Annotated in this window: 20 protein-coding genes; 12 read left to right on the forward strand and 8 right to left on the reverse strand. The window is 71.2% G+C overall.

All coding sequences use genetic code 11. The features are described from left to right. The first annotated feature begins 120 nt into the window (after positions 1-120). The 7 genes from pdhA (OG496_RS29240) to OG496_RS29270 all read left to right on the forward strand — a co-directional run bounded on the left by pdhA (OG496_RS29240) (position 121) and on the right by OG496_RS29270 (position 8378). The gene (gene pdhA / locus OG496_RS29240; protein WP_405972993.1) at positions 121-1254 is read left to right on the forward strand and encodes a pyruvate dehydrogenase (acetyl-transferring) E1 component subunit alpha; all 1134 of its coding nucleotides are present in this window, start codon (positions 121-123) and stop codon (positions 1252-1254) included. Further along, complete coding sequence (locus OG496_RS29245) at positions 1254-2258, forward strand: alpha-ketoacid dehydrogenase subunit beta (RefSeq protein WP_405972994.1); 1005 nt, start codon at positions 1254-1256, stop codon at positions 2256-2258. Before pdhA (OG496_RS29240) ends, OG496_RS29245 begins: the two co-directional genes overlap by 1 nt. Next, positions 2258-3610, forward strand: coding sequence for a dihydrolipoamide acetyltransferase family protein (locus OG496_RS29250; RefSeq protein ID WP_405972995.1), 1353 nt, complete (start codon positions 2258-2260; stop codon positions 3608-3610). Before OG496_RS29245 ends, OG496_RS29250 begins: the two co-directional genes overlap by 1 nt. A 255-nt stretch (positions 3611-3865) precedes the next feature. Continuing rightward, on the forward strand, positions 3866-4852 hold the full coding sequence (locus OG496_RS29255; protein WP_405976725.1) for an NTP transferase domain-containing protein: 987 nt from the start codon (positions 3866-3868) through the stop codon (positions 4850-4852). Beyond that, complete coding sequence (locus tag OG496_RS29260; protein WP_405972996.1) at positions 4849-6234, forward strand: molybdopterin molybdotransferase MoeA; 1386 nt, start codon at positions 4849-4851, stop codon at positions 6232-6234. Before OG496_RS29255 ends, OG496_RS29260 begins: the two co-directional genes overlap by 4 nt. Beyond that, positions 6231-7325: a potassium channel family protein gene (locus OG496_RS29265; RefSeq protein ID WP_405972997.1), complete on the forward strand. Its 1095-nt coding sequence runs from the start codon at positions 6231-6233 to the stop codon at positions 7323-7325. The genes OG496_RS29260 and OG496_RS29265 overlap by 4 nt, the downstream gene beginning before the upstream one ends. A gap of 72 nt (positions 7326-7397) precedes the next feature. Next, positions 7398-8378 carry an NAD(P)H-quinone oxidoreductase gene (locus tag OG496_RS29270; RefSeq protein ID WP_405972998.1) on the forward strand — a complete coding sequence of 327 codons (981 nt, stop codon included), beginning with the start codon at positions 7398-7400 and terminating at the stop codon, positions 8376-8378. Between the two features lie 12 nt (positions 8379-8390). Here OG496_RS29270 and OG496_RS29275 read toward each other — a convergent pair whose 3' ends face one another. Beyond that, positions 8391-9032 (reverse strand): hypothetical protein, encoded by a 642-nt coding sequence (locus tag OG496_RS29275; protein WP_405972999.1) that lies wholly within the window; start codon positions 9030-9032, stop codon positions 8391-8393. A 163-nt stretch (positions 9033-9195) separates the two neighbouring features. Between OG496_RS29275 and OG496_RS29280 the strand changes: the two genes are divergently transcribed. Beyond that, positions 9196-9735, forward strand: a complete 540-nt coding sequence (locus OG496_RS29280) for a bacterial proteasome activator family protein (protein WP_366494740.1) — start codon at positions 9196-9198, stop codon at positions 9733-9735. A 109-nt stretch (positions 9736-9844) separates the two neighbouring features. On the opposite strand, the gene OG496_RS29285 is transcribed toward OG496_RS29280, so the two are convergent. Further along, positions 9845-11467, reverse strand: a complete 1623-nt coding sequence (locus OG496_RS29285; protein ID WP_405973000.1) for a protein kinase domain-containing protein — start codon at positions 11465-11467, stop codon at positions 9845-9847. Positions 11468-11788: 321 nt separating this feature from the next. Between OG496_RS29285 and OG496_RS29290 the strand changes: the two genes are divergently transcribed. Further along, complete coding sequence (locus OG496_RS29290; RefSeq protein ID WP_405973001.1) at positions 11789-13354, forward strand: protein kinase domain-containing protein; 1566 nt, start codon at positions 11789-11791, stop codon at positions 13352-13354. 83 nt (positions 13355-13437) lie between these two features. On the opposite strand, the gene OG496_RS29295 is transcribed toward OG496_RS29290, so the two are convergent. From OG496_RS29295 to OG496_RS29305, 3 genes are all read right to left on the reverse strand, one after another. After that, positions 13438-14442 (reverse strand): phosphotransferase, encoded by a 1005-nt coding sequence (locus tag OG496_RS29295; RefSeq protein WP_405973002.1) that lies wholly within the window; start codon positions 14440-14442, stop codon positions 13438-13440. A 113-nt stretch (positions 14443-14555) separates the two neighbouring features. Next, positions 14556-14957, reverse strand: coding sequence for a pyridoxamine 5'-phosphate oxidase family protein (locus OG496_RS29300; protein WP_405973003.1), 402 nt, complete (start codon positions 14955-14957; stop codon positions 14556-14558). 80 nt (positions 14958-15037) lie between these two features. Next, positions 15038-15700, reverse strand: a complete 663-nt coding sequence (locus OG496_RS29305; RefSeq protein ID WP_405973004.1) for a response regulator — start codon at positions 15698-15700, stop codon at positions 15038-15040. Between the two features lie 321 nt (positions 15701-16021). On the opposite strand from OG496_RS29305, the gene pdhA (OG496_RS29310) reads away from it, so the two are divergent. Genes pdhA (OG496_RS29310) through OG496_RS29320 form a run of 3 tightly spaced genes read left to right on the forward strand, consistent with a single transcriptional unit; the run spans position 16022 to position 19566 of the window. Further along, entirely contained in the window at positions 16022-17179 is a 1158-nt protein-coding gene (pdhA, locus tag OG496_RS29310) for a pyruvate dehydrogenase (acetyl-transferring) E1 component subunit alpha (RefSeq protein WP_327402741.1), read from the forward strand. Between the two features lies 1 nt (position 17180). Further along, entirely contained in the window at positions 17181-18188 is a 1008-nt protein-coding gene (locus OG496_RS29315) for an alpha-ketoacid dehydrogenase subunit beta (RefSeq protein WP_405973005.1), read from the forward strand. A gap of 10 nt (positions 18189-18198) precedes the next feature. Then, positions 18199-19566 carry a dihydrolipoamide acetyltransferase family protein gene (locus OG496_RS29320; protein WP_405973006.1) on the forward strand — a complete coding sequence of 456 codons (1368 nt, stop codon included), beginning with the start codon at positions 18199-18201 and terminating at the stop codon, positions 19564-19566. 50 nt (positions 19567-19616) lie between these two features. On the opposite strand, the gene OG496_RS29325 is transcribed toward OG496_RS29320, so the two are convergent. The 3 genes from OG496_RS29325 to OG496_RS29335 all read right to left on the reverse strand — a co-directional run bounded on the left by OG496_RS29325 (position 19617) and on the right by OG496_RS29335 (position 21238). Continuing rightward, complete coding sequence (locus tag OG496_RS29325; protein WP_405973007.1) at positions 19617-20306, reverse strand: contact-dependent growth inhibition system immunity protein; 690 nt, start codon at positions 20304-20306, stop codon at positions 19617-19619. A gap of 54 nt (positions 20307-20360) precedes the next feature. Continuing rightward, positions 20361-20660 (reverse strand): RNase A-like domain-containing protein, encoded by a 300-nt coding sequence (locus OG496_RS29330; RefSeq protein ID WP_366494731.1) that lies wholly within the window; start codon positions 20658-20660, stop codon positions 20361-20363. Positions 20661-20737: 77 nt separating this feature from the next. Next, on the reverse strand, positions 20738-21238 hold the full coding sequence (locus OG496_RS29335; RefSeq protein WP_366494730.1) for a hypothetical protein: 501 nt from the start codon (positions 21236-21238) through the stop codon (positions 20738-20740).

Here is a 21238-nt window from a genome sequence, read left to right on the forward strand (position 1 = left end):
CCGTTTGTCCACAGCCTGGAGGTGCCTGTAGCCAAAATGTGCCGACGACCGAACAATCGGTAGGGAGGCGCGGCACGTCCGACGCGTCTCTCCGAGCCACTCCCACGAGGAGGTGCCGTCATGACGGTCATGGAGCAGCGGGGCGCGTACCGGCCCACACCGCCGCCCGCCTGGCAGCCGCGCACGGACCCCGCGCCGCTGCTGCCCGACGCCGCGCCGTACCGCGTGCTCGGCACCGAGGCGGCCGCGCAGGCCGACCCCGGGCTGCTGCGCCGGCTCTACGCCGAGCTGGTGCGCGGCCGCCGGTACAACGCGCAGGCCACCGCCCTCACCAAGCAGGGCCGGCTCGCCGTGTACCCCTCCACCACCGGCCAGGAGGCCTGCGAGGTCGCCGCCGCGCTGGTCCTCCAGGAGCAGGACTGGCTCTTCCCCAGCTACCGCGACACGCTCGCCGCCGTCGCCCGCGGCCTCGACCCCGTGCAGGCCCTCACCCTGCTGCGCGGCGACTGGCACACCGGCTACGACCCGCGCGAGCACCGCATCGCCCCCCTGAGCACCCCGCTCGCCACCCAGCTCCCGCACGCCGTCGGCCTCGCCCACGCGGCCCGCCTCAAGGGCGACGACGTGGTCGCGCTCGCCATGGTCGGCGACGGAGGCACCAGCGAGGGCGACTTCCACGAGGCGCTGAACTTCGCCGCCGTCTGGCAGGCCCCGGTCGTCTTCCTCGTCCAGAACAACGGCTTCGCGATCTCCGTCCCCCTCGCCAAGCAGACCGCGGCCCCTTCCCTGGCCCACAAGGCCGTCGGCTACGGCATGCCCGGCCGCCTCGTCGACGGCAACGACGCGGTCGCCGTGCACGAGGTCCTGAGCGACGCCGTACGGCACGCGCGCGAGGGAGGCGGTCCCACGCTCGTCGAGGCCATCACGTACCGCATCGAGGCCCACACCAACGCCGACGACGCGACCCGCTACCGCGGCGACACCGAGGTCGAGGCCTGGCGGGCGCACGACCCGATCGCCCTCCTGGAGCACGAGCTGACCGAGCGCGGCCTCATCGACGAGGACGGCATCAAGGCCGCGCGCGACGCCGCCGAGACCATGGCGGCCGAGCTGCGCGCGCACATGAACCAGGACCCGGTGCTCGACCCCATGGACCTGTTCGCCGACGTGTATGCCGAGCCCACCCCCCAACTGCGCGAGCAGCGCGAACAGTTGGCGGCGGAGCTCGCGGCCGAGCGGGAGGGGACGCACTGATGACCACCGTCGCCCTCAAGCCCGCGACCATGGCGCAGGCCCTCACGCGCGCGTTGCGCGACGCCATGGCCGCCGACCCCACCGTGCACGTCATGGGCGAGGACGTCGGCACCCTCGGCGGCGTCTTCCGGGTCACCGACGGACTCGCCAAGGAGTTCGGTGAGGACCGCTGCACGGACACCCCCCTCGCCGAGGCGGGCATCCTCGGCACGGCCGTCGGCATGGCGATGTACGGCCTGCGCCCGGTCGTGGAGATGCAGTTCGACGCCTTCGCCTACCCCGCGTTCGAGCAACTGATCAGCCACGTCTCCCGCATGCGCAACCGCACCCGCGGCGCCATGCCCCTCCCGATCACCATCCGCGTCCCCTACGGCGGCGGCATCGGCGGCGTCGAGCACCACAGCGACTCCTCCGAGGCCTACTACATGGCGACCCCGGGCCTGCACGTCGTCACCCCCGCGACCGTCGCCGACGCCTACGGCCTGCTGCGCGCCTCCATCGCCTCCGACGACCCGGTCGTCTTCCTGGAACCCAAGCGCCTGTACTGGTCGAAGGACACCTGGAACCCCGACGAGCCGACCCCCGTCGACCCGATCGGCCGCGCGGTCGTACGCCGCCCCGGCCGCAGCGCCACGCTCATCACCTACGGCCCGTCCCTGCCCGTCTGCCTCGAAGCCGCCGAGGCGGCCCGGGCCGAGGGCTGGGACCTCGAAGTCGTCGACCTGCGTTCCCTGGTCCCGTTCGACGACGAGACGGTCTGCGCGTCCGTACGGCGGACCGGCCGCGCCCTCGTCGTGCACGAGTCGGGCGGCTACGGCGGCCCCGGCGGCGAGATCGCGGCCCGCGTCACCGAGCGCTGCTTCCACCACCTGGAGGCGCCGGTCCTGCGCGTCGCCGGGTTCGACATCCCGTACCCGCCGCCGATGCTGGAGCGGCACCATCTGCCCGGCGTCGACCGGATCCTGGACGCCGTGGGCCGGCTCCAGTGGGAGGCGGACAACTGATGGCACAGGTACTGGAGTTCAAGCTCCCCGACCTCGGCGAGGGCCTCACCGAGGCGGAGATCGTGCGCTGGCTGGTCGAGGTCGGCGACGTCGTCGCCATCGACCAGCCGGTCGTCGAGGTCGAGACGGCCAAGGCGATGGTCGAGGTGCCGTGTCCCTACGGCGGTGTCGTCACGGCCCGCTTCGGCGAGGAGGGCACGGAACTTCCCGTCGGCTCCCCGCTGTTGACGGTCGCGGTGGGGGCACCGGCGTCCGATGCCGGTGCAGAGACCGAGACCGAGGGCTCCGGGAACGTGCTGGTGGGCTATGGCACGGGGGCGCCTCCGGCGCGGCGGCGGAGAGTACGGCGGATGGCGGCGGATGTCGTGACCTCGGTGGCGGACGCCCCCGCCGCCGGGACCGGCCGTCGCGACGACGGTCCCGTACCCGTGATCTCGCCCCTCGTACGACGACTCGCCCGCGAGAACGGCCTGGAACTACGGGAGTTGACGGGCTCAGGGCGGGACGGACTGATCCTCCGGGCGGACGTCGAGCAGGCGCTCCGCGCGGCGGCGGCCCAGGAGGCGACCGCCCAGGAAGCGACACTCCTGCCCCCGGCCACGCTCCCCGACCCCAAGGCCACGCTCCCCGGCTCGAAGGCCGCGCCCGCGACCTCCACCGACGGAGTCACCCGCACCCCCCTCCGCGGCATCCGGGGCGCCGTCGCCGACAAGCTCTCCCGCAGCCGCCGGGAAATCCCCGACGCGACCTGCTGGGTGGACGCGGACGCGACCGAGCTGATGCGCGCCCGCGCGGCCATGAACGCCGCTGGTGGCCCCAAGATCTCCGTACTCGCCCTCCTCGCCAGGATCTGCACGGCCGCGCTGGCCCGGTTCCCCGAGCTCAACTCCAGCGTGGACATGGAGGCGAGGGAGATCGTCCGGTTCGACCGGGTGCACCTCGGCTTCGCCGCGCAGACCGAACGCGGGCTGGTCGTGCCCGTCGTACGGGACGCGCACACGCGGGACGCGGAGGCGCTGAGCGGGGAGTTCGCCCGGCTGACCGAGGCGGCCCGGACCGGGAAGCTGACGCCTGGGGACCTCACCGGCGGCACCTTCACGCTCAACAACTACGGGGTGTTCGGCGTCGACGGTTCCACGCCGATCATCAACCACCCCGAGGCGGCCATGCTCGGCGTCGGCCGTATCGTCCCCAAACCCTGGGTGCACGAGGGCGAGTTGGCGGTGCGGCAGGTTGTCCAGCTCTCGCTCACCTTCGACCACCGGGTGTGCGACGGCGGTACGGCGGGCGGTTTCCTGCGGTATGTGGCGGACTGCGTGGAACAGCCGGCGGTGCTGTTGCGCACCCTGTGATCACGGCGGCGCGGGCGAGTTCCCTGTGATCAGGGCGGGACGCATACTCGGGGGGTGACCGCGCACGAGCCCCCCGACGCCCCCGGCGCTGCCCCAGGCTCCGCCCCGGGTGCCGCCGTGGCCGCGCCGGGCGCCGCCGCCGACGCCGTACCCGGTGAGACGACCGGCGCGGTGCCGGAAGCCACGCCTTCGGTGACCCATGCCGTCCTGCCAGGCGCGATGCCGCCCACTCTGCCCGGCGCCGCACACAGCCCGCTGTCCGGCGCGGCGCCGGCCGCCCAGCCCGGTGCCGGCCTCGATGTCCCGCCCGGAGCCGACCCCGCCACACAGCCCGGTGCCGACCCCGACATCCCCCACGACGCCGTCGTGCTCGCCGGTGGTGCCGCCCGGCGGCTCGGTGGTGCCGACAAGCCCGGTCTGCGGGTGGGCGGCCGGGCGCTGCTCGACCGGGTGCTCGCTGCCTGCGCCGATGCCGGGACCACGGTCGTCGTCGCCGACCCGAGACCCACCGCGCGGCCGGTGCGCTGGGCGCGCGAGGATCCGCCCGGTGCGGGTCCGGTCGCCGCGCTCGACGCCGGGCTGCGGCACACCACCGCCGAGGCCGTCGTGGTTCTCTCGGCCGACCTGCCGTTCCTCGAAGTGACCACCGTACGGCGGCTGTTGACCGCTCTGCGGAGCAGTGGAGCCGAAGGGGTGCTGCTCACCGACGCCGACGGGCGTGACCAGCCGCTCGTGGCCGCGTACCGCGCGTCGGCGCTCCGCCGCGAACTGACCGCACTCACCTCAGAGCACGGCGGCCTCACCGGGCTGCCCCTGCGCCGGCTCACCGCCGCGCTCGACCTCACCCGCGTCCCCGACCCCGTCGCGTCCTTCGACTGCGACACCTGGGACGACCTCGCCACCGCCAGGGCACGCATCAGGGAGCATGGGCACGTGTTGGATGAATGGATTTCCGCAGTCAAGGACGAACTGGGCATCGACCTGGACGTCGACACCGGCATCCTGCTCGACCTCGCCCGCGACGCAGCCCACGGGGTGGCCAGGCCCGCCGCACCGCTGACCACCTTCCTGGTCGGCTACGCGGCGGCGCAGGGCAAGGGCGGCCCCGAAGACGTGGCCGAGGCCGCCCGGAAGGCCGCCGCCCTCGCGCTGCGCTGGGCCGACGAGGACACCCCGGAAGCCCCGTCCGACGCCAAGGCCGATGCCCCACAGGCCGCCCCGGGTCCGGACGTCGCCGGATGAGCGCGCGCGGAATTCACGCCGGCGAGCACGCCCGGGACGCCGAGGACCTCGACGTCGAGGAGGTCCTCGCCCTGGTGAACGAAGGCAGCGCCGACTCCGGCGACCCCGCCGTGCCCCCACCCTCGGCCTCTCCCTCGCACGCATCGCAGGGCACCGCCCGCAAGCCCGACACCGACCAGCACAAGGCGACCCCCTGGCCCGAGGCCCGCGCGATCGCCGGCCGCGCCGCACGCACCGGTTCCCGCCGCGCCCCCGTCTCCGTGACCCTCGACTCCGCCCTCGGTCTCGTCCTGGCCGCACCGCTCGTCGCCCTGAGCGACCTGCCCTCGTTCGACACCTCGGCGATGGACGGCTGGGCGGTCGCGGGCCCCGGCCCCTGGGCCGTACGCGAGGACGGTGTGCTCGCCGGGCACGCGCAGTCCGAGCCGCTGAGCGACGGCGAGGCCGTGCGGATCGCGACCGGGGCCCGCGTCCCCGCCGACGCCACCGCTGTCATCCGCAGCGAACACGGCCGCACCGACGGCAAGGGCCGGCTCCACGCGGCCCGGGACGTCGGGCACGGACAGGACATCCGACCGCGCGGCCAGGAGTGCCGCAGCGGCGACCATCTGCTGCCCGGCGGCACCCTGGTGACCCCGGCGGTGCTCGGCCTCGCCGCGGCCGCCGGGTACGACACGCTCACCGTCGTACCCCGCCCCCGGGTCGAAGTCCTCATCCTGGGCGACGAGTTGCTCACCGAGGGGCTGCCCCGGGACGGGCTCATCCGGGACGCGCTCGGGCCGATGCTGCCGTCCTGGCTGCGCGCGCTCGGCGCCGAGGTCACCGCGGTCCGCCGGCTCCGCGACGACGCGAAAACGCTGCACAAAGCCATCACGGGCAGCTCCGCCGACCTCATCGTCACCACCGGCGGCACCGCCTCCGGCCCGGTCGACCACGTCCACCCCACCCTGCGCGGCATGGGTGCCGAGCTCCTGGTGGACGGCGTGAAGGTACGCCCCGGTCACCCCATGCTGCTGGCCCGCATCAGGGACGACCAGCACCTCGTCGGCCTGCCCGGCAACCCCCTTGCGGCGATCTCCGGCCTGCTCACCCTCGCCGAACCGCTGCTGCGGACCCTGTCGGCACACCCCGCCCCGGAGCCGTACGAGCTGCCCCTCCAGGACGCGGTGCACGGGCATCCGTACGACACTCGGCTCATCCCCGCCGTGCTGCGCGGCGACTCCGCCGTGCCGCTGCACTACAACGGCCCGGCCATGCTGCGCGGGATCGCGGCGGCCGACGCGCTCGCGGTCGTACCGCCGGGTGGTACGCGGCAGGGGCAGCAGGCGGAGCTCATCGATCTGCCCTGGGCGGTCGCCGGGATCGGGGTGTGTTTCACGTGAAACAGTCGGGCCATGATGCGATCGCCCGCCAGGCGGACGAACATCTCGTGACCCATCGGGTGGAACTCCCGAAGAAAGTGGTCGAGCACCCCTTCCAGCAGGTCGCGAAACGGCTGTCCATCGCGCTGTTCCTGCTCGTCGCGACCGCGTTGATCGTCTATGCCGATCACGAGGGCTACAACGACAACTCGGACGGCTCGGTCGACCTGCTCGACGCCTTCTACTACGCCACGGTCACCCTCTCGACCACCGGCTACGGCGACATCACCCCGGTCAGTGACGGCGCCCGGCTCACCAACATCCTGGTCGTCACGCCGCTGCGGGTGCTGTTCCTGATCGTCCTCGTCGGCACCACCCTTGAGGTCCTCACCGAACGCACCCGGGAGGAATGGCGTCTCAACCGCTGGAGGTCCACGTTGCGGGAGCACACCGTCGTCATCGGCTTCGGTACGAAGGGACGGTCCGCGATCCAGACCGTGTGCGCGACGGGCCTGAAGAAGGAACAGGTCGTCGTGGTCGACCCCAGCGGCAAGGCGATCGAGGCGGCGAGCAGTCAGGGGTACGTCGGAGTCGTCGGGGACGCCACCCGCAGCGAGGTCCTCAAGCGCGCCGAGGTGCACAAGGCGCGGCAGATCATCATCGCGACCCAGCGGGACGACACGGCCGTGCTGGTGACCCTCACGGCCCGGCAGCTCAACCGGAGCGCGAAGATCGTGGCCGCCGTCCGCGAGGAGGAGAACGCGCCGCTGCTCAAGCAGTCCGGCGCCGACGCCGTCATCACCAGCGCCAGCGCGGCCGGCCGCCTGCTCGGCCTGTCCGTGCTCAGCCCCGCCGCCGGCATGGTCATGGAGGACCTCATCCAGCAGGGCAGCGGACTCGACATGACCGAACGCCCGGTCATAAAGGCCGAGGTCGGCAAGTCGCCGCGCGACACGGAGGACCTGGTGGTGAGTGTCGTACGCGGGCACCGGGTGCTCGGCTACGACGATCCGGCCATCGGGACGCTTCAGCTCACCGACCGGCTCATCACCATCGTGCGGGTCTCGCCGGGTTCGCAGGTCGCGCCGGACACCCGGCCGCTGCCGGAGTGACCCGCCTTCGACCGCTGCCTCAGTGACCCGCCTTCGGTGGTCGGCCGGATGACGAGGAGTAGCGTCGGCCTCATGCATGCGATCACGATTTCCGAACCTGGTGGGCCCGAGGCACTGGTGTGGGGCGAGGTCCCCGATCCGGTCGCCGGTGAGGGCGAGGTACTGGTCGAGGTGGTGGCCAGCGCCGTCAACCGGGCCGACATCATGCAACGCCAGGGCTTCTACAACCCGCCGCCCGGCGCGTCCCTCTACCCCGGCCTCGAATGCTCCGGCCGGATCACCGAGATCGGCCCCGGGGTGTCCGGCTGGTCGGTCGGCGACGAGGTGTGCGCGCTGCTCGCGGGCGGCGGTTACGCCGAGAAGGTCGCCGTTCCGGCCGGGCAGTTGCTGCCCGTGCCCGCCGGCCTCGACCTGAAGCAGGCCGCCGCGCTGCCCGAGGTGGTCTGCACGGTCTGGTCGAACGTCTTCATGGTCGCCCACCTCCGCCCCGCCGAGACGTTCCTCGTGCACGGCGGCTCCAGCGGCATCGGCACCATGGCGATCCAGCTCGCCAAGGCCGTAGGCGCGAAGGTCGCCGTCACCGCCGGTACGAAGGAAAAGCTGGACTACTGCGCCGAGTTGGGCGCCGACATCCTCATCAACTACCGCGAGCAGGACTTCGTCGCCGAGATCCAGCAGGCCACGGGCGGTGCGGGCGCCGACGTCATCCTCGACAACATGGGCGCCAAGTACCTGGACCGCAACGTCCAGGCCCTCGCCGTCAACGGGCGGCTCGCGATCATCGGGATGCAGGGCGGCATCAAGGCCGAGCTGAACATCGCCGCGCTCCTCGGCAAGCGGGCCGCGATCAGCGCGACCTCGCTGCGGGCCCGCCCGCTCGACGAGAAGGCGGCCATCGTCGCCGCCGTACGCGAGCATGTGTGGCCGCTGATCGAGGGCGGTCACGTACGGCCGGTCGTCGACCGGGAGCTGCCGATGAGCGAGGCGGGGACCGCGCACCAGGTGCTGGAGGACAGCGGGCACATCGGCAAGGTGCTGCTCGTCGCGCCGTAGGCCCGGCAGCTCCTAACTACGGCGTACCCGGAGAGCGATGAAGGCCAGGCCCAGGCCGAGCCCGATGAGGATCAGGCCGCTGCCCAGCGGCAGGATCCGCAGCACGGGCTCGGCGGGGTCCTCGGCGTGGGTGACGGTCTGGCGCACGGACTGGAGGGGCGGGGAGGTCGGCACGGGGGCGGCCTCCTGGGAGGACGGGGAGTCGGCGGGCGTAGGGCCGGCGGGGCTGTCCGACTGGCTCCCGTCGTCATCGCCGTCCGCTGTCAGCCCAGCCGTGTCATCGCCGTCGCCCTCGCCCGCACCTCCGCTTTCGTCCTCGTCGGCGGTCGGCTCGGCGGTACGGCCCGGCCGTTCCCGCCCTTCGCCCGCCTGGCTTCCGGCCCTGGAGGGATCGGGAGAGGCATGGGCGGCGTCAGGGCCCGAAGCAGGTCTCAAGGCGGACGCGGACGCGGAGTCGGAAGCAGAGGCCGAGCCGGATGCGGGCGCCGTGACCGCGACCCGACCACTCCCGGCACCACCGGTGCCCGCACCGCTCCCCGCCTCCGCCTCGTACGACAGGACAGCCCCGTACGCCGGAACACCCCCGCACGGATTCACCACCGCACCCGTGCCCAGCACAAGCAGCAGTCCCGTTGTACGCAGCCATGGAGTCACGTCCGTGACCCCCTCCCGAGCCGAGGCGGCAAGATCGACGCAACCAGCGTCACACCGGGTGGGCGCTCCGGCACTCCGGGTTCGGCCATGCGGAAACCGTGGATCACCCTTCGAGGGGGGGGCACCACGGTGGTGAGGTGTACGAGTGCGAGAGAATGGCGGCATGGAGATGCCGAGGAACGAAAGGTCACCGGAGAAGCCTCAGATCCTGGTCGTGGGACAGGACGGGATGGCGCTCGGTGGCACCGGGGACGAGGACTCCCGCGAGATCCCGGTGACGGAGATGGTGGAGCAGCCGGCCAAGGTCATGCGGATCGGCAGCATGATCAAGCAGCTTCTTGAGGAGGTGCGTGCGGCTCCACTCGACGAAGCCAGCCGGGTTCGGCTCAAGGAGATCCACCGCAGCTCCGTGAAGGAGCTGGAGGACGGTCTGGCGCCCGAGCTGGTGGAGGAGCTGGAGCGGCTGTCGCTGCCGTTCACGGACGACGTGACGCCGAGCGACGCGGAACTGCGCATCTCGCAGGCCCAGTTGGTGGGCTGGCTGGAGGGGCTGTTCCACGGGATCCAGACCACGCTGTTCGCCCAGCAGATGGCCGCGCGGGCGCAGCTGGAGCAGATGCGCCGGGCGCTGCCGCCGGGCGTCGGCGACGGCAGCGAGGAAGGGCAGCCGGGCGGCGGCCGCGTGGGCGGCCCGTACCTGTAGTCACCTCCCACCCGCACACGAGCCCGTACCGACACGACAAAGGGGCCCGGCAGCCGATGCTGCCGGGCCCTTCCACATCACCGGGGTCGGGACGGGTCGCTCTCCGACGTCAGGACGGGTTGCCCGTGGACACGCCCAGCTGGATCTGGGGCATGTCCTTGGGGTCCACGTCCGTGCCGGCCGCCGGGAACTGGTCCATGACCGTGCCCTGGCCGTAGGTGTTCTCGTCCTCGGACTTGATCTTCACCTTCCAGCCCGCGGCCTGCAGGCAGGACTTGACCGAGTCGATGTACTTGAACTGGAAGTCCGGGACCTGGATCTTGCTGGGGTCGTTGTACGACTCCTCCGGCTCCTTGCACGCGGTCGTCGCGATCGTCTTCGACGTGTCGCCGTCGCGGTGGCCCTCGACCGCCGTCGCCGAGGTGCTCGCGCTGCTGTCGCTGCCCTTCGCGTCGTCATCGCCGCCGTTGTTCATCGACAGGGCGGCGACCAGCGCGCCGACCGCGACGACGGCAACGACCACCGAGCCGATGATCACCGGCTTGTTGCTCCTGCCGCCGCCTCCCCCGGAGGCCGGCGTCGGGTGCTGCGGGGCCAGGTTGTACGGCGGCGGGGTCGAGATGCCCTGCTGCCCGAACCCGACCGAGGGCTGCGGCTGGTAGCCCGCCTGCTGCGGATAGCCGTAGGCCGGGGCGGGCGCTGGTGTGCCGCCGTAGGGACCCGGCTGGTACGGCGTGTGTACGGGGCCGGTGGGGGCCGGGGCCGCCTGGTCGACCGGCGGGAAGACCGCGGAGCCGACGCCCGCGCCGCTCTGCGCGGGCGCGCCCGGCACGATGCTCGGGGCGGCCGCCTGGAGCGAGGCCGCGACGCGCAGGCACTCGTCGCGCATGGACTCGGCGTTCGGGAAGCGCTCGTTCGGGTTCTTCTTCAGCGCGCGGGCGATCAGCGCGTCCACGGCCGGCGGCAGGGAACGGTTGATCGAGGAGGCCGCGACCGGCTCCTCCTGCACATGCGCGTACGCGATGGCCAGCGGCGAGTCCGCGTCGAACGGCAGCCGCCCGGTGACCAGTTGGAACAGCATGATGCCGACCGAGTACAGGTCGCTGCGCGCGTCCACGCCCCGGCCGAGCGCCTGCTCCGGCGAGAGGTACTGCGGGGTGCCGACGACCATGCCGGTCTGCGTCATCGAGGTGACACCGGACTGCATGGCGCGGGCGATGCCGAAGTCCATGACCTTGACGACGCCGCGCTTGGTCATCATCACGTTGCCCGGCTTGATGTCCCGGTGGACCAGGCCCATCTCGTGGCTGATGTCGAGGGCGGCCAGCACGTCCGCGGTGATCTTCAGCGCCTTGTCGGCGGGCATCGCGCCGAACTGCCGTACGTCCTCGTCGAGTACGGAGCCGAGCGGGCGGCCCTCGACGTACTCCATGACGATGTACGGCATCGTCGTGCCGTCGAGGGCGTCCTCGCCGGTGTCGAAGACCGAGACGATGTTGGTGTGGGTGAGCTTGGCCACGGCCTGGGCCTCGCGGCGGAAGCGCTCGCGGAAGGCCTGTTCCCGGCCGAGTTCGGTGTGGAGTGTCTTGATCGCGACCTGGCGGTCGAGCACCGAGTCGTACGCCAGGTGAACCGAGGCCATGCCGCCCTCACCGAGCAGGTCGCGCAGTTGATAGCGGCCACCTGCGAGCGCGCGCCCCGCATAGCGGCCCTGTGCGCCGTCCTGGCTCATGTCCCGTGTCCCCCATCGGCGCCGGCTCAGTGATCGAAAGTGTCATTCCCGGCCAAGTCTGCCGGAGGGCACTGACACGTCAAGCGCGGTGCCCGATCCGTGACCGTACGCGAAAGAAGAGTCGTGGAAGCGTTACAGGTGCTGTACCGGCGGTACACAGAATTTGCACGACGGCCCGTGATACCGATTTGATGGCCGGTCCGTCTCCGGACGATTCCGGCACTGATCCCGGACCGGAGGCTTGCGCCGAGCCTGTAGCGTGGCCGACGGAGACCGTAACAACACCGCGCGCACCGCGGGCAGAAACGACGGCGAGGACTGATGGCACAGCAGCACGCTCAGGGCCCGTCCGACCCCGAGGCGGCTGGCGGCGGAATGTCGGACGCACCGGAGCTGTGGGGCAACGGCGGACTGGTCGGCGACGGCCGGTACCGGCTCACCCACAGACTGGGCCGGGGCGGTATGGCCGAGGTTTTCGCGGCCGAGGACGTACGGCTCGGGCGCACGGTCGCGGTCAAGCTGCTCCGCTCGGACCTGGCCGAGGACCCGACGTCGAAGGCTCGCTTCACGCGCGAGGCCCAGTCGGTGGCCGGCCTCAACCACCACGCGATCGTCGCCGTGTACGACTCCGGCGAGGACTACGTGGGCGGCATGTCGGTGCCGTACATCGTCATGGAGATCGTCGAGGGCCGCACGATCCGCGACCTCCTCCTCAACGCCGAGGCGCCCGGGCCCGAGCAGGCCCTGATCATCGTCTCCGGCGTCCTGGAGGCGCTCGCCTACTCGCACCAGCACGGCATCGTGCACCGCGACATCAAGCCCGCGAACGTGATCATCACGCACAACGGCGCCGTCAAGGTCATGGACTTCGGCATCGCGCGCGCCCTGCACGGGGCGTCCACGACGATGACGCAGACCGGCATGGTCATGGGCACGCCCCAGTACCTCTCCCCGGAGCAGGCGCTCGGCAAGGCCGTCGACCACCGCTCCGACCTGTACGCGACGGGCTGCCTCCTCTACGAACTCCTCGCGCTGCGGCCCCCGTTCACCGGCGAGACCCCGCTGTCGGTGGTCTACCAGCACGTCCAGGACATCCCGGTCCCGCCGTCCCAGACGTCGAACGGCGTCTGCCCGCCGGAGCTCGACGGCCTCGTCATGCGCTCCCTCGCCAAGGACCCGGACGACCGTTTCCAGACGGCCGAGGAGATGCGCGGGCTCGTCCAGTACGGCCTGCAGATGCTCTACGACCAGGGCGGCCACACCGGCACCTGGAACACCGGCCCGGTGACCGTGGCCAACGGGCAGGGGACCCCGCCCGGGGGCTTCGCCGGTACGACCGTGATGCACCAGGACTCCTCCGGCACCACGCAGATCCCGCAGCCGATCCTGCCCGGCGGCTACGGCAACGGCGACGACGGCGGCTTCGAGGGGCACGGCAACCACGGCAGCGGCCGCGGCAAGCTGTGGATCCTCGCCGTGCTCGCGGTGATCGCCATCGCGGCGGGTGTCGCGCTCGCGCTGAACAACACCGGCAACGGCAGCGGCGGTTCGGGCACCACGCCGTCGCCCAGCACCTCGCAGACCGCGACCGACGACACGGCCACGGAGTCGCCGAGCGACGACACGACCGCCTCGCCGACCGACACGGACACCGACGACAGCGGCACGAGCTCCGGTTCGGACTACACGCCGTCGTACACGCCCTCGTCCACCCCGTCGGCGACGGCCTCGGAGAAGCCTTCGAGCACTCCGTCCGCGACGGCCTCCGAGGAGCCATCGGACACCCCGTCCGCGACGACCTCGGCGGACCCGACGGGCACGGGCGGCACCGGTGACGACGGGGGCGACGACGGCGGCACCGTCGCGGGCGCCCTGGGCGGCGGCTGACCGGGCCCCGCTCCGCGTACCTCTTCACGCGCGCGTGCACCCCGTAACAGGGGTCCACGCGCGCGTGCTGTTTTTCGCTGCTCCTAGGGGGCGCCCTCCGCGAACGCCTCGCATACCGCGTCGTACTCCCGCGTCCACCACACGGCGAGCGCGGACGCCGCCGGGAACTGGGGGTCCGCGCGGGTGTCGCCCCGCTCGTAGTGCCAGCGCAGCATCCAGAAGTCGTTGAGCCGCTCCCACCACACCCGGTGCACGGCGGCGGCCAGTTCGGCGGGTCCGGCGCCCGCCGAACGCCGGTACGCGTGCGCGTACGCCCGCACCTTCGACAGGTCCAGGGCTCCGTCGGGCCGTACGAAGAAGATCGCGGCGGCGCGTACGGCCTCCTCCGCGCGGGGCTGGACGCCGAGGCGGTCCCAGTCGACGATCGCGGCGGGGGCGTCGCCCTTGTAGAGCAGGTTGAACGGGTGGAAGTCCCCGTGCACCCACCCCACGGACGCCCCGCGCGGCGGCCGTCGGTCCGCGTGCCGTTCCAGCAGCTCGCGCCGCTCCAGGAGCCGGTGACGGGCCAGTTCGTCGAAGGCGTCGGCGGGCCGGTGCCGGCGGACGTGCCCGAGGAGGTCGTCGATGAGGGCGAAGGTGTCGGCGGGGTCGGCCCCCGGCGCGCACTCCTCCCGGCGCCCCGGCATGACCCGCTCCAGGCTCGCGTGGACGACCCCCAGCAGCGCGCCGAGGCGCCCGCACTGACCGGTGGTCAACTGGCCGCCGTGGCGGTGCCTGCCGTCGATCCAGGGGTGCAGGGCGTAGGCGTGACCGCCGACGACGGCGACCGTACGGCCGTCGCGGGCGGGCAGCGGGGGAGCCACGGGGACGCCGAGGTCGGCCAGCCGCCGGGTCGCGGTGTGCTGGCGGGCGATCGCCGCCGGGTCCGCGGTCTCGGGGTCGAAGTGGTGCTTGAGGAAGTAGCGGCCCCGGGTCGTGCGGAGCCGGTAGCCGCGGTTCAGCAGGCCCTGCTCGACGGGTTCGCAGGTGACGGCGGACCCGGCGGCGTACTGGCGGAGGAGGGCGCCCAGCGGGGGCGCGTGGAGCACGGGGGGTGGTACACGTAAGGGCGGCACGCGGCCGATGCTAGGGCACGGGACGGGCCCTTGAGCTGCGGTTTGTCACAGAAAGTCACCGCTCGGTCGTCGATGGTCGCTTTCGGTCACAGGGTGGGCCCGAAGCGCCGTTCCAGACCGCCGTCCGCCGAGTGCACGGTGCTCAGACGCGGCTCGATGCGCAGGTACACCATCGCGCCCCGGGTCGGGCCGAAACGTTCGACCTGGTCGGCCGTCGGCTCGTGCGGCTCGCACGTGCCGATCACCTGGACGGACCACAGGTCGTCGTCCGGCCCGGCCGAGTCCAGGTTGTCGGCGCCGTACGCGACGACACGGTCCACGCACGCGTGGTGATGGCCGTGGCTCCGGGGCATCCGCAGCAGCAGCCGCTCGTCCGCCACGATGTGACGCGCGGGAGCCAGGAAGGGCAGCGCCCCCAGGGTGGTGGCCACCCGGCCGTGGTCGGTACGCGCGAGCAGATCGACGGCGAGCTGTTCGTCGGTGGGCATGCACTTACTGTCGGACGAGCAACCCCTCCGGGGGAGGGGTCTTTGGTCCCTAATGACGCCGAATCGGTCCCCCGGGGCGCTCAATGACGCTGCTGCTCGACCTGTCTCCGCGCCACATAGGCCGCCGCCTGCGAGCGCCGCTGCATACCGAGTTTGGAAAGCAGACTCGACACGTAGTTCTTGATGGTCTTCTCCGCGAGGTGCAGCCGCTCGCCGATCGCCCGGTTGGTGAGCCCCTCCCCGATCAGATCCAGGATCCTGCGCTCCTGGTCGGTGAGGGAGTCGAACTTCTCGTCCTGCTGGGGTCCGCCGTTGCGCAGCCGCTCCAGCACGCGGGCGGTCGCCACCGGGTCGAGCAGCGACTTGCCGGCCGCGACGTCCCGTACGGCGGACAGCAGTTCGTTGCCCCGGATGGCCTTCAGGACGTACCCGGAAGCACCCGCCATGATCGCGTCGAAGAGGGCCTCGTCGTCCGCGAAGGAGGTCAGCATCAGGCACTTCACGGACTCGTCCCGCGCGCGGATCTCCCGGCACACCTCGACGCCGCTGCCGTCCGGGAGCCGTACGTCGAGAATCGCCACATCCGGGCGCACGGCCTGGATCCGCACCAGCGCGTCGGCCGCCGTACCGGCCTCGCCGACCACCTCGATGTCGTCCTCCACCGAGAGCATCTCGTGGACACCCCGGCGGACCACTTCGTGGTCATCGAGGAGAAATACGCTGATTTTTCCGTCTCCGGGCACGCGGTAAGTCTCACATACAGGCTCTTCCCGTGCCCGAGGTGAGCGGGATAACGTGCCGTTGTTCCGGCCCCCTGCAAGGCTGTGACCAGGACTTGTTCCCGACTTTCGCGATTTACTTGGAAATCCAAGCAAAATCGCAGGTCAGGAGGGGTTTCACAGAATTGTGGAGCACTGGGTAACGTGCCTGTTGCAGGGCGCTCGCCGGGGCACCTGTCACGCCTGTTCCCGACGAACCGCACCCACCCTGTGCGTCCGTGGGGCGCAGGTGAGCCGCACTGGCACCCGGCGAACCCGGGGAGCCGGACCGACGGAGGAGCACACGTGACCGTGGAGAGCACTGCCCCGCGCAAGCCGCGACGCAGCGCCGGAAGCAAGGCCAAGGGCGCCGACCCGGACCTCGTCCAGCTGCTGACGCCCGAGGGCAAGCGAGTCAAGAACGCCAAGACCGCCCCGTACGACAAGTACGTCGCCGGCATCACCCCCGATGAGCTCCGCGGCCTGTACCGCGACATGGTGCTCACCCGCCGCTTCGACGCCGAGGCCACCGCCCTGCAGCGCCAGGGCGAGCTGGGCCTGTGGGCGTCGCTGCTCGGCCAGGAGGCCGCCCAGATCGGCTCCGGGCGGGCCACCCGGGAGGACGACTACGTCTTCCCGACCTACCGCGAGCACGGCGTCGCCTGGTGCCGCGGGGTCGACCCGACCAACCTGCTGGGCATGTTCCGGGGCGTCAACCACGGCGGCTGGGACCCCACCACGAACAACTTCCACCTGTACACGATCGTCATCGGCTCGCAGACCCTGCACGCCACGGGCTACGCGATGGGCGTGACCATGGACGGCGCGGACAGCGCCGTGATCGCGTACTTCGGGGACGGCGCCTCCAGCCAGGGCGACGTCGCCGAGTCGTTCACCTTCTCCGCGGTCTACAACGCCCCGGTCGTGTTCTTCTGCCAGAACAACCAGTGGGCCATCTCCGAGCCCACCGAGAAGCAGACCCGCGTCCCGCTCTACCAGCGCGCACAGGGCTACGGCTTCCCGGGCGTCCGCGTCGACGGCAACGACGTCCTGGCCTGTCTCGCGGTCACCAAGTGGGCGCTGGAGCGGGCCCGCAACGGCGAGGGCCCGACGCTGGTCGAGGCGTACACGTACCGCATGGGCGCGCACACCACCTCCGACGACCCGACGAAGTACCGGGCCGACGAGGAGCGCGAGTCCTGGGAGGCGAAGGACCCGATCCTGCGCCTGCACAGGTATCTCGAAGCCGCGAACCACGCGGATGAGGGATTTTTCGCGGAACTGGAGACGGAGAGCGAGGCGTTGGGCAGACGAGTGCGCGAAGCGGTCCGTGCCATGCCGGACCCGGACCGGTTCGCCATCTTCGAGCACGTGTACGCGGACGGGCACGCGCTCGTCGACGAGGAGAGGGCCCAGTTCGCCGCCTACCAGGCGTCGTTCGCGGACGAAGAGGGGGGTAAGTGACATGGCGGCACAGACTGCGGCACAGACCACGACGTTCAAGAACCTGGCGTTGGCCAAGGCGATCAACGAATCGCTGCGCGCCGCCCTGGAGTCCGACCCCAAGGTCCTCATCATGGGCGAGGACGTCGGCAAGCTCGGCGGCGTCTTCCGCGTCACGGACGGCCTCCAGAAGGACTTCGGCGAACGCAGGGTGGTAGACACCCCGCTTGCCGAGTCCGGCATCGTAGGCACGGCCATCGGCTTGGCGCTCCGCGGCTACCGCCCGGTGGTGGAGATCCAGTTCGACGGCTTCGTCTTCCCGGCCTACGACCAGATCGTCACCCAGCTCGCCAAGATGCACGCGCGCTCCCTGGGCAAGGTCAAGCTCCCGGTCGTCGTCCGCATCCCCTACGGCGGCGGCATCGGCGCGGTCGAACACCACTCGGAGTCCCCGGAGGCGCTGTTCGCGCACGTGCCGGGTCTGAAGATCGTCAGCCCGTCGAACTCGTCGGACGCCTACTGGATGATGCAGCAGGCCATCCAGAGCGACGACCCGGTGATCTTCTTCGAACCGAAACGCCGCTACTGGGACAAGGGCGACGTCAACACCGAGGCGATCCCCGACCCCCTCCACAAGGCCCGCGTGGTCCGCGAGGGCACGGACCTCACCCTCGCCGCCTACGGCCCGATGGTGAAGCTCTGCCAGGAGGTCGCCGACGCGGCCGCCGAGGAGGGCAGGTCCCTGGAGATCCTGGATCTGCGCTCGGTGTCCCCGCTGGACTTCGACGCGATCCAGACCTCGGTCGAGAAGACCCGCCGCCTGGTCGTGGTCCACGAGGCCCCGGTGTTCTTCGGCTCCGGCGGCGAGATCGCGGCCCGCATCACGGAGCGCTGCTTCTACCACCTGGAGGCCCCGGTGCTGCGCGTGGGCGGCTATCACGCCCCGTACCCGCCGGCCCGCCTGGAGGAGGAGTACCTGCCGAGCCTGGACCGGGTGCTCGACGCCGTCGACCGCGCTCTGGCGTACTGAGGAGAGGGCCGTGACGACGATGACTGAAGCGTCCGTACGCGAGTTCAAGATGCCGGACGTGGGTGAGGGCCTCACCGAGGCCGAGATCCTCAAGTGGTACGTCCAGGTCGGCGACACCGTCACCGACGGCCAGGTCGTCTGCGAGGTGGAGACGGCGAAGGCCGCGGTGGAACTGCCCATCCCGTACGACGGGGTGGTCCGCGAACTCCGCTTCCCGGAGGGGACGACGGTGGACGTGGGCACGTCCATCATCGCGGTGGATGTGTCCGGGGGCGGGGCGGCTCCTGTGGAGACCCCGGCCGCTCCCGTACAGGAGGAGGCGAAGCCTGCGGCTCCGGCCCGCACACCGGTCCTGGTGGGCTACGGCGTCTCCACGTCCGCCACGAAGCGCCGCCCCCGCAAGGGCGCGGAGATCCCGGCCCAGGAGGCGTCGGCGGCGGTCCAGGCGGAGCTGAACGGCCACGCGCCAGGAGCAGTTGTGGAATCCCGCCCCCTCGCCAAGCCGCCGGTGCGGAAGCTGGCGAAGGACCTGGGCGTCGACCTGGCGACGGTGACCCCGTCGGGCCCGGACGGTGTCATCACCCGTGAGGACGTGCACGCGGCGGTGGCGCCGGTGCAGGCACAGGCACCTGAGCGGGTAGCGCCTCCGGCGCCTTCCCTGGCTGTGGCTGACTCGACGCGCGAGACCCGTGTCCCGGTCAAGGGCGTCCGCAAGGCGACGGCGGCGGCGATGGTCGGTTCGGCGTTCACGGCGCCGCATGTCACGGAGTTCGTGACGGTGGACGTGACGCGGACGATGAAGCTGGTCGAGGAGCTCAAGCAGGACAAGGAGCTGCAGGGCCTACGGGTCAACCCGCTCCTGCTGATCGCGAAGGCCCTCCTCGTCGCCGTCAAGCGCAACCCGGACATCAACGCGTCCTGGGACGAGGCCGCCCAGGAGATCGTCCTCAAGCACTACGTCAACCTCGGCATCGCGGCGGCGACCCCACGCGGCCTGATCGTGCCGAACATCAAGGACGCCCACGCGAAGACGCTGCCCCAACTGGCGGAGTCACTGGGCGAGTTGGTGTCCACGGCGAGGGAGGGCAAGACCTCCCCGGCGGCGATGCAGGGCGGCACGGTCACCATCACCAACGTCGGCGTCTTCGGCATCGACACCGGCACACCGATCCTCAACCCGGGCGAGTCCGCGATCCTCGCGGTCGGCACGATCAAACTCCAGCCCTGGGTCCACAAGGGCAAGGTGAAGCCACGTCAGGTGACGACGCTGGCGTTGTCCTTCGATCACCGGTTGGTGGACGGGGAGTTGGGGTCGAAGGTGCTGGCGGATGTGGCGGCGATTCTGGAGCAGCCGAAGCGGTTGATCACCTGGGGGTAGTGGCTGCTGCCTTCATGGGCCGCGCGTCTCTGTAAGTGGGGGCGCGCGGCTCAGCTTTCGTCTGCCGGGGTCCCGTAGTCGGCGCGCGGAGCGGTCAGCCGGTCGGCGGCCAGCGTGAGCCAGCCGCTCGGTGAGTACGGCGTCGGTGGGTCGACCTCCATGCCCAACTCGGCGACGGCGAGGGCGTAGTCGGACTCGTCGATGTCCAGGGCGAGCAGTTCGTGCAGCTCGCCGGTGAGGCGGGCGACGAGCTGCGGGTCCGTCGAGGCCCGGAAGTCGTCGATCGCCGCGTCATGGTCGTCGAACTCGTCCGGCATGTCCTGGGAGAACCAGCCGCCGAGGAACTGGCCGAGTTCCGGGAAGCGGGCGTGCCATTCCCAGTGGGTGGCGGGGGGCGCCGGGGGCGGGACCTCGCCCTCCACGACGCTGTGCTTGATGTGGTCGGCGAGGCAGTACAGCCATTGCTGGATCTCGGCCTCGGGGAGCCCCACGTCCGGGATCGCGTAGAACTCGCCGAGCCGCAGGCGGAGTCGGCCCGGCGGATTGTCGGCGTACTCGCGGAGTTGGCGCTCGGCGATGGCGAGGGCCCACGGTCGGCTGTGCCAGGTGTGGCGCAGGTAGGCGACCAGCGCGTCACTCGGCTTGTCCGGGGTGTCGTCCGCCGGCTGACCGGCGTAGGCACGGATCACCTGGTCCAACTCGCCGTAGCGGCGGTCGTGTTCGAGGGGGCTCAGGGGCACGGGATCAGCCTCTACGGATCAGGTCGCTACGGGTGGGTCGGTTACGGCTACGGGCTACAGGTAGACGGGGAACGTGGCGTGGACGGCGAAGCCGTGCGGTCGGGATTCGTCCCGCTTCAGGATCACGCGGGCCGCGTGGACATCGACGGGGTCTCGCCCGGCCAGCATCATCGCCTGGAGCAGGACTCGTCCGACCGGCTCGGGGCGGGAGGGCCACGTCGCCTCGATGGTCAGGCGGGGGCGGGTGGACTGGGCGAGCCAGCGGTGGATGGCCTGTTCGTTGGCGGTGACGGTCTGTTGGGTGGCCCATTGGGCGGTTTCTCGGTCGGGGTAGGTGGCGGTGCGGGTACGCATTCGTTGCTCACTCTCAGTCTTCACGGCCTGCACATCGCGACGCCAGTCCTCATGGTTTCGGGGGTGGCCAGGAGTGTCTAGTCATCCTCGAAACGCCAGAGGACCAGGACATTCTCGTCAGAAACCCCGATAAGGCAGACGTCGATTGTTGTGTCGGCAAGCGAGTTGACGTGAAACGACGACACCAGAAAATCGGCCTGGTCACCATCTTCCGCGTGCCCGTGATTGGTGAAGAACCGGGCGTTTTTCCCGGCGGTTGCCAAGGTTTCGCGCAAGCATTCGTCCCGCTCCGTGTCCAATGTCCGGAGGGATTCACTGGGACCGTACAGAAGGGATCCGCCAGAAATCAGTCTGGCCAGATCGAGAGCTCCCTCATGTGAAACTTCCAAAAGGCTGTCGCGCAATGTCGTGCGGTCAACAATTCGGAGTGCATGGGTTCCATGAACCATTTCTACGACAGTTTCATTCCATTCCGTTTCCCCGCGGGAATTGATTGCAGCAAAGGATTGACGCTCGTCGAAATATCTTTGCAGACACCCGGGCAGGTCCGGATTATTCCTCGTCACAGATCCTCCCAT

The organism is Streptomyces sp. NBC_00988 (genome assembly GCF_045162645.1).
Classification (GTDB): Bacteria; Actinomycetota; Actinomycetes; order Streptomycetales; family Streptomycetaceae; genus Streptomyces.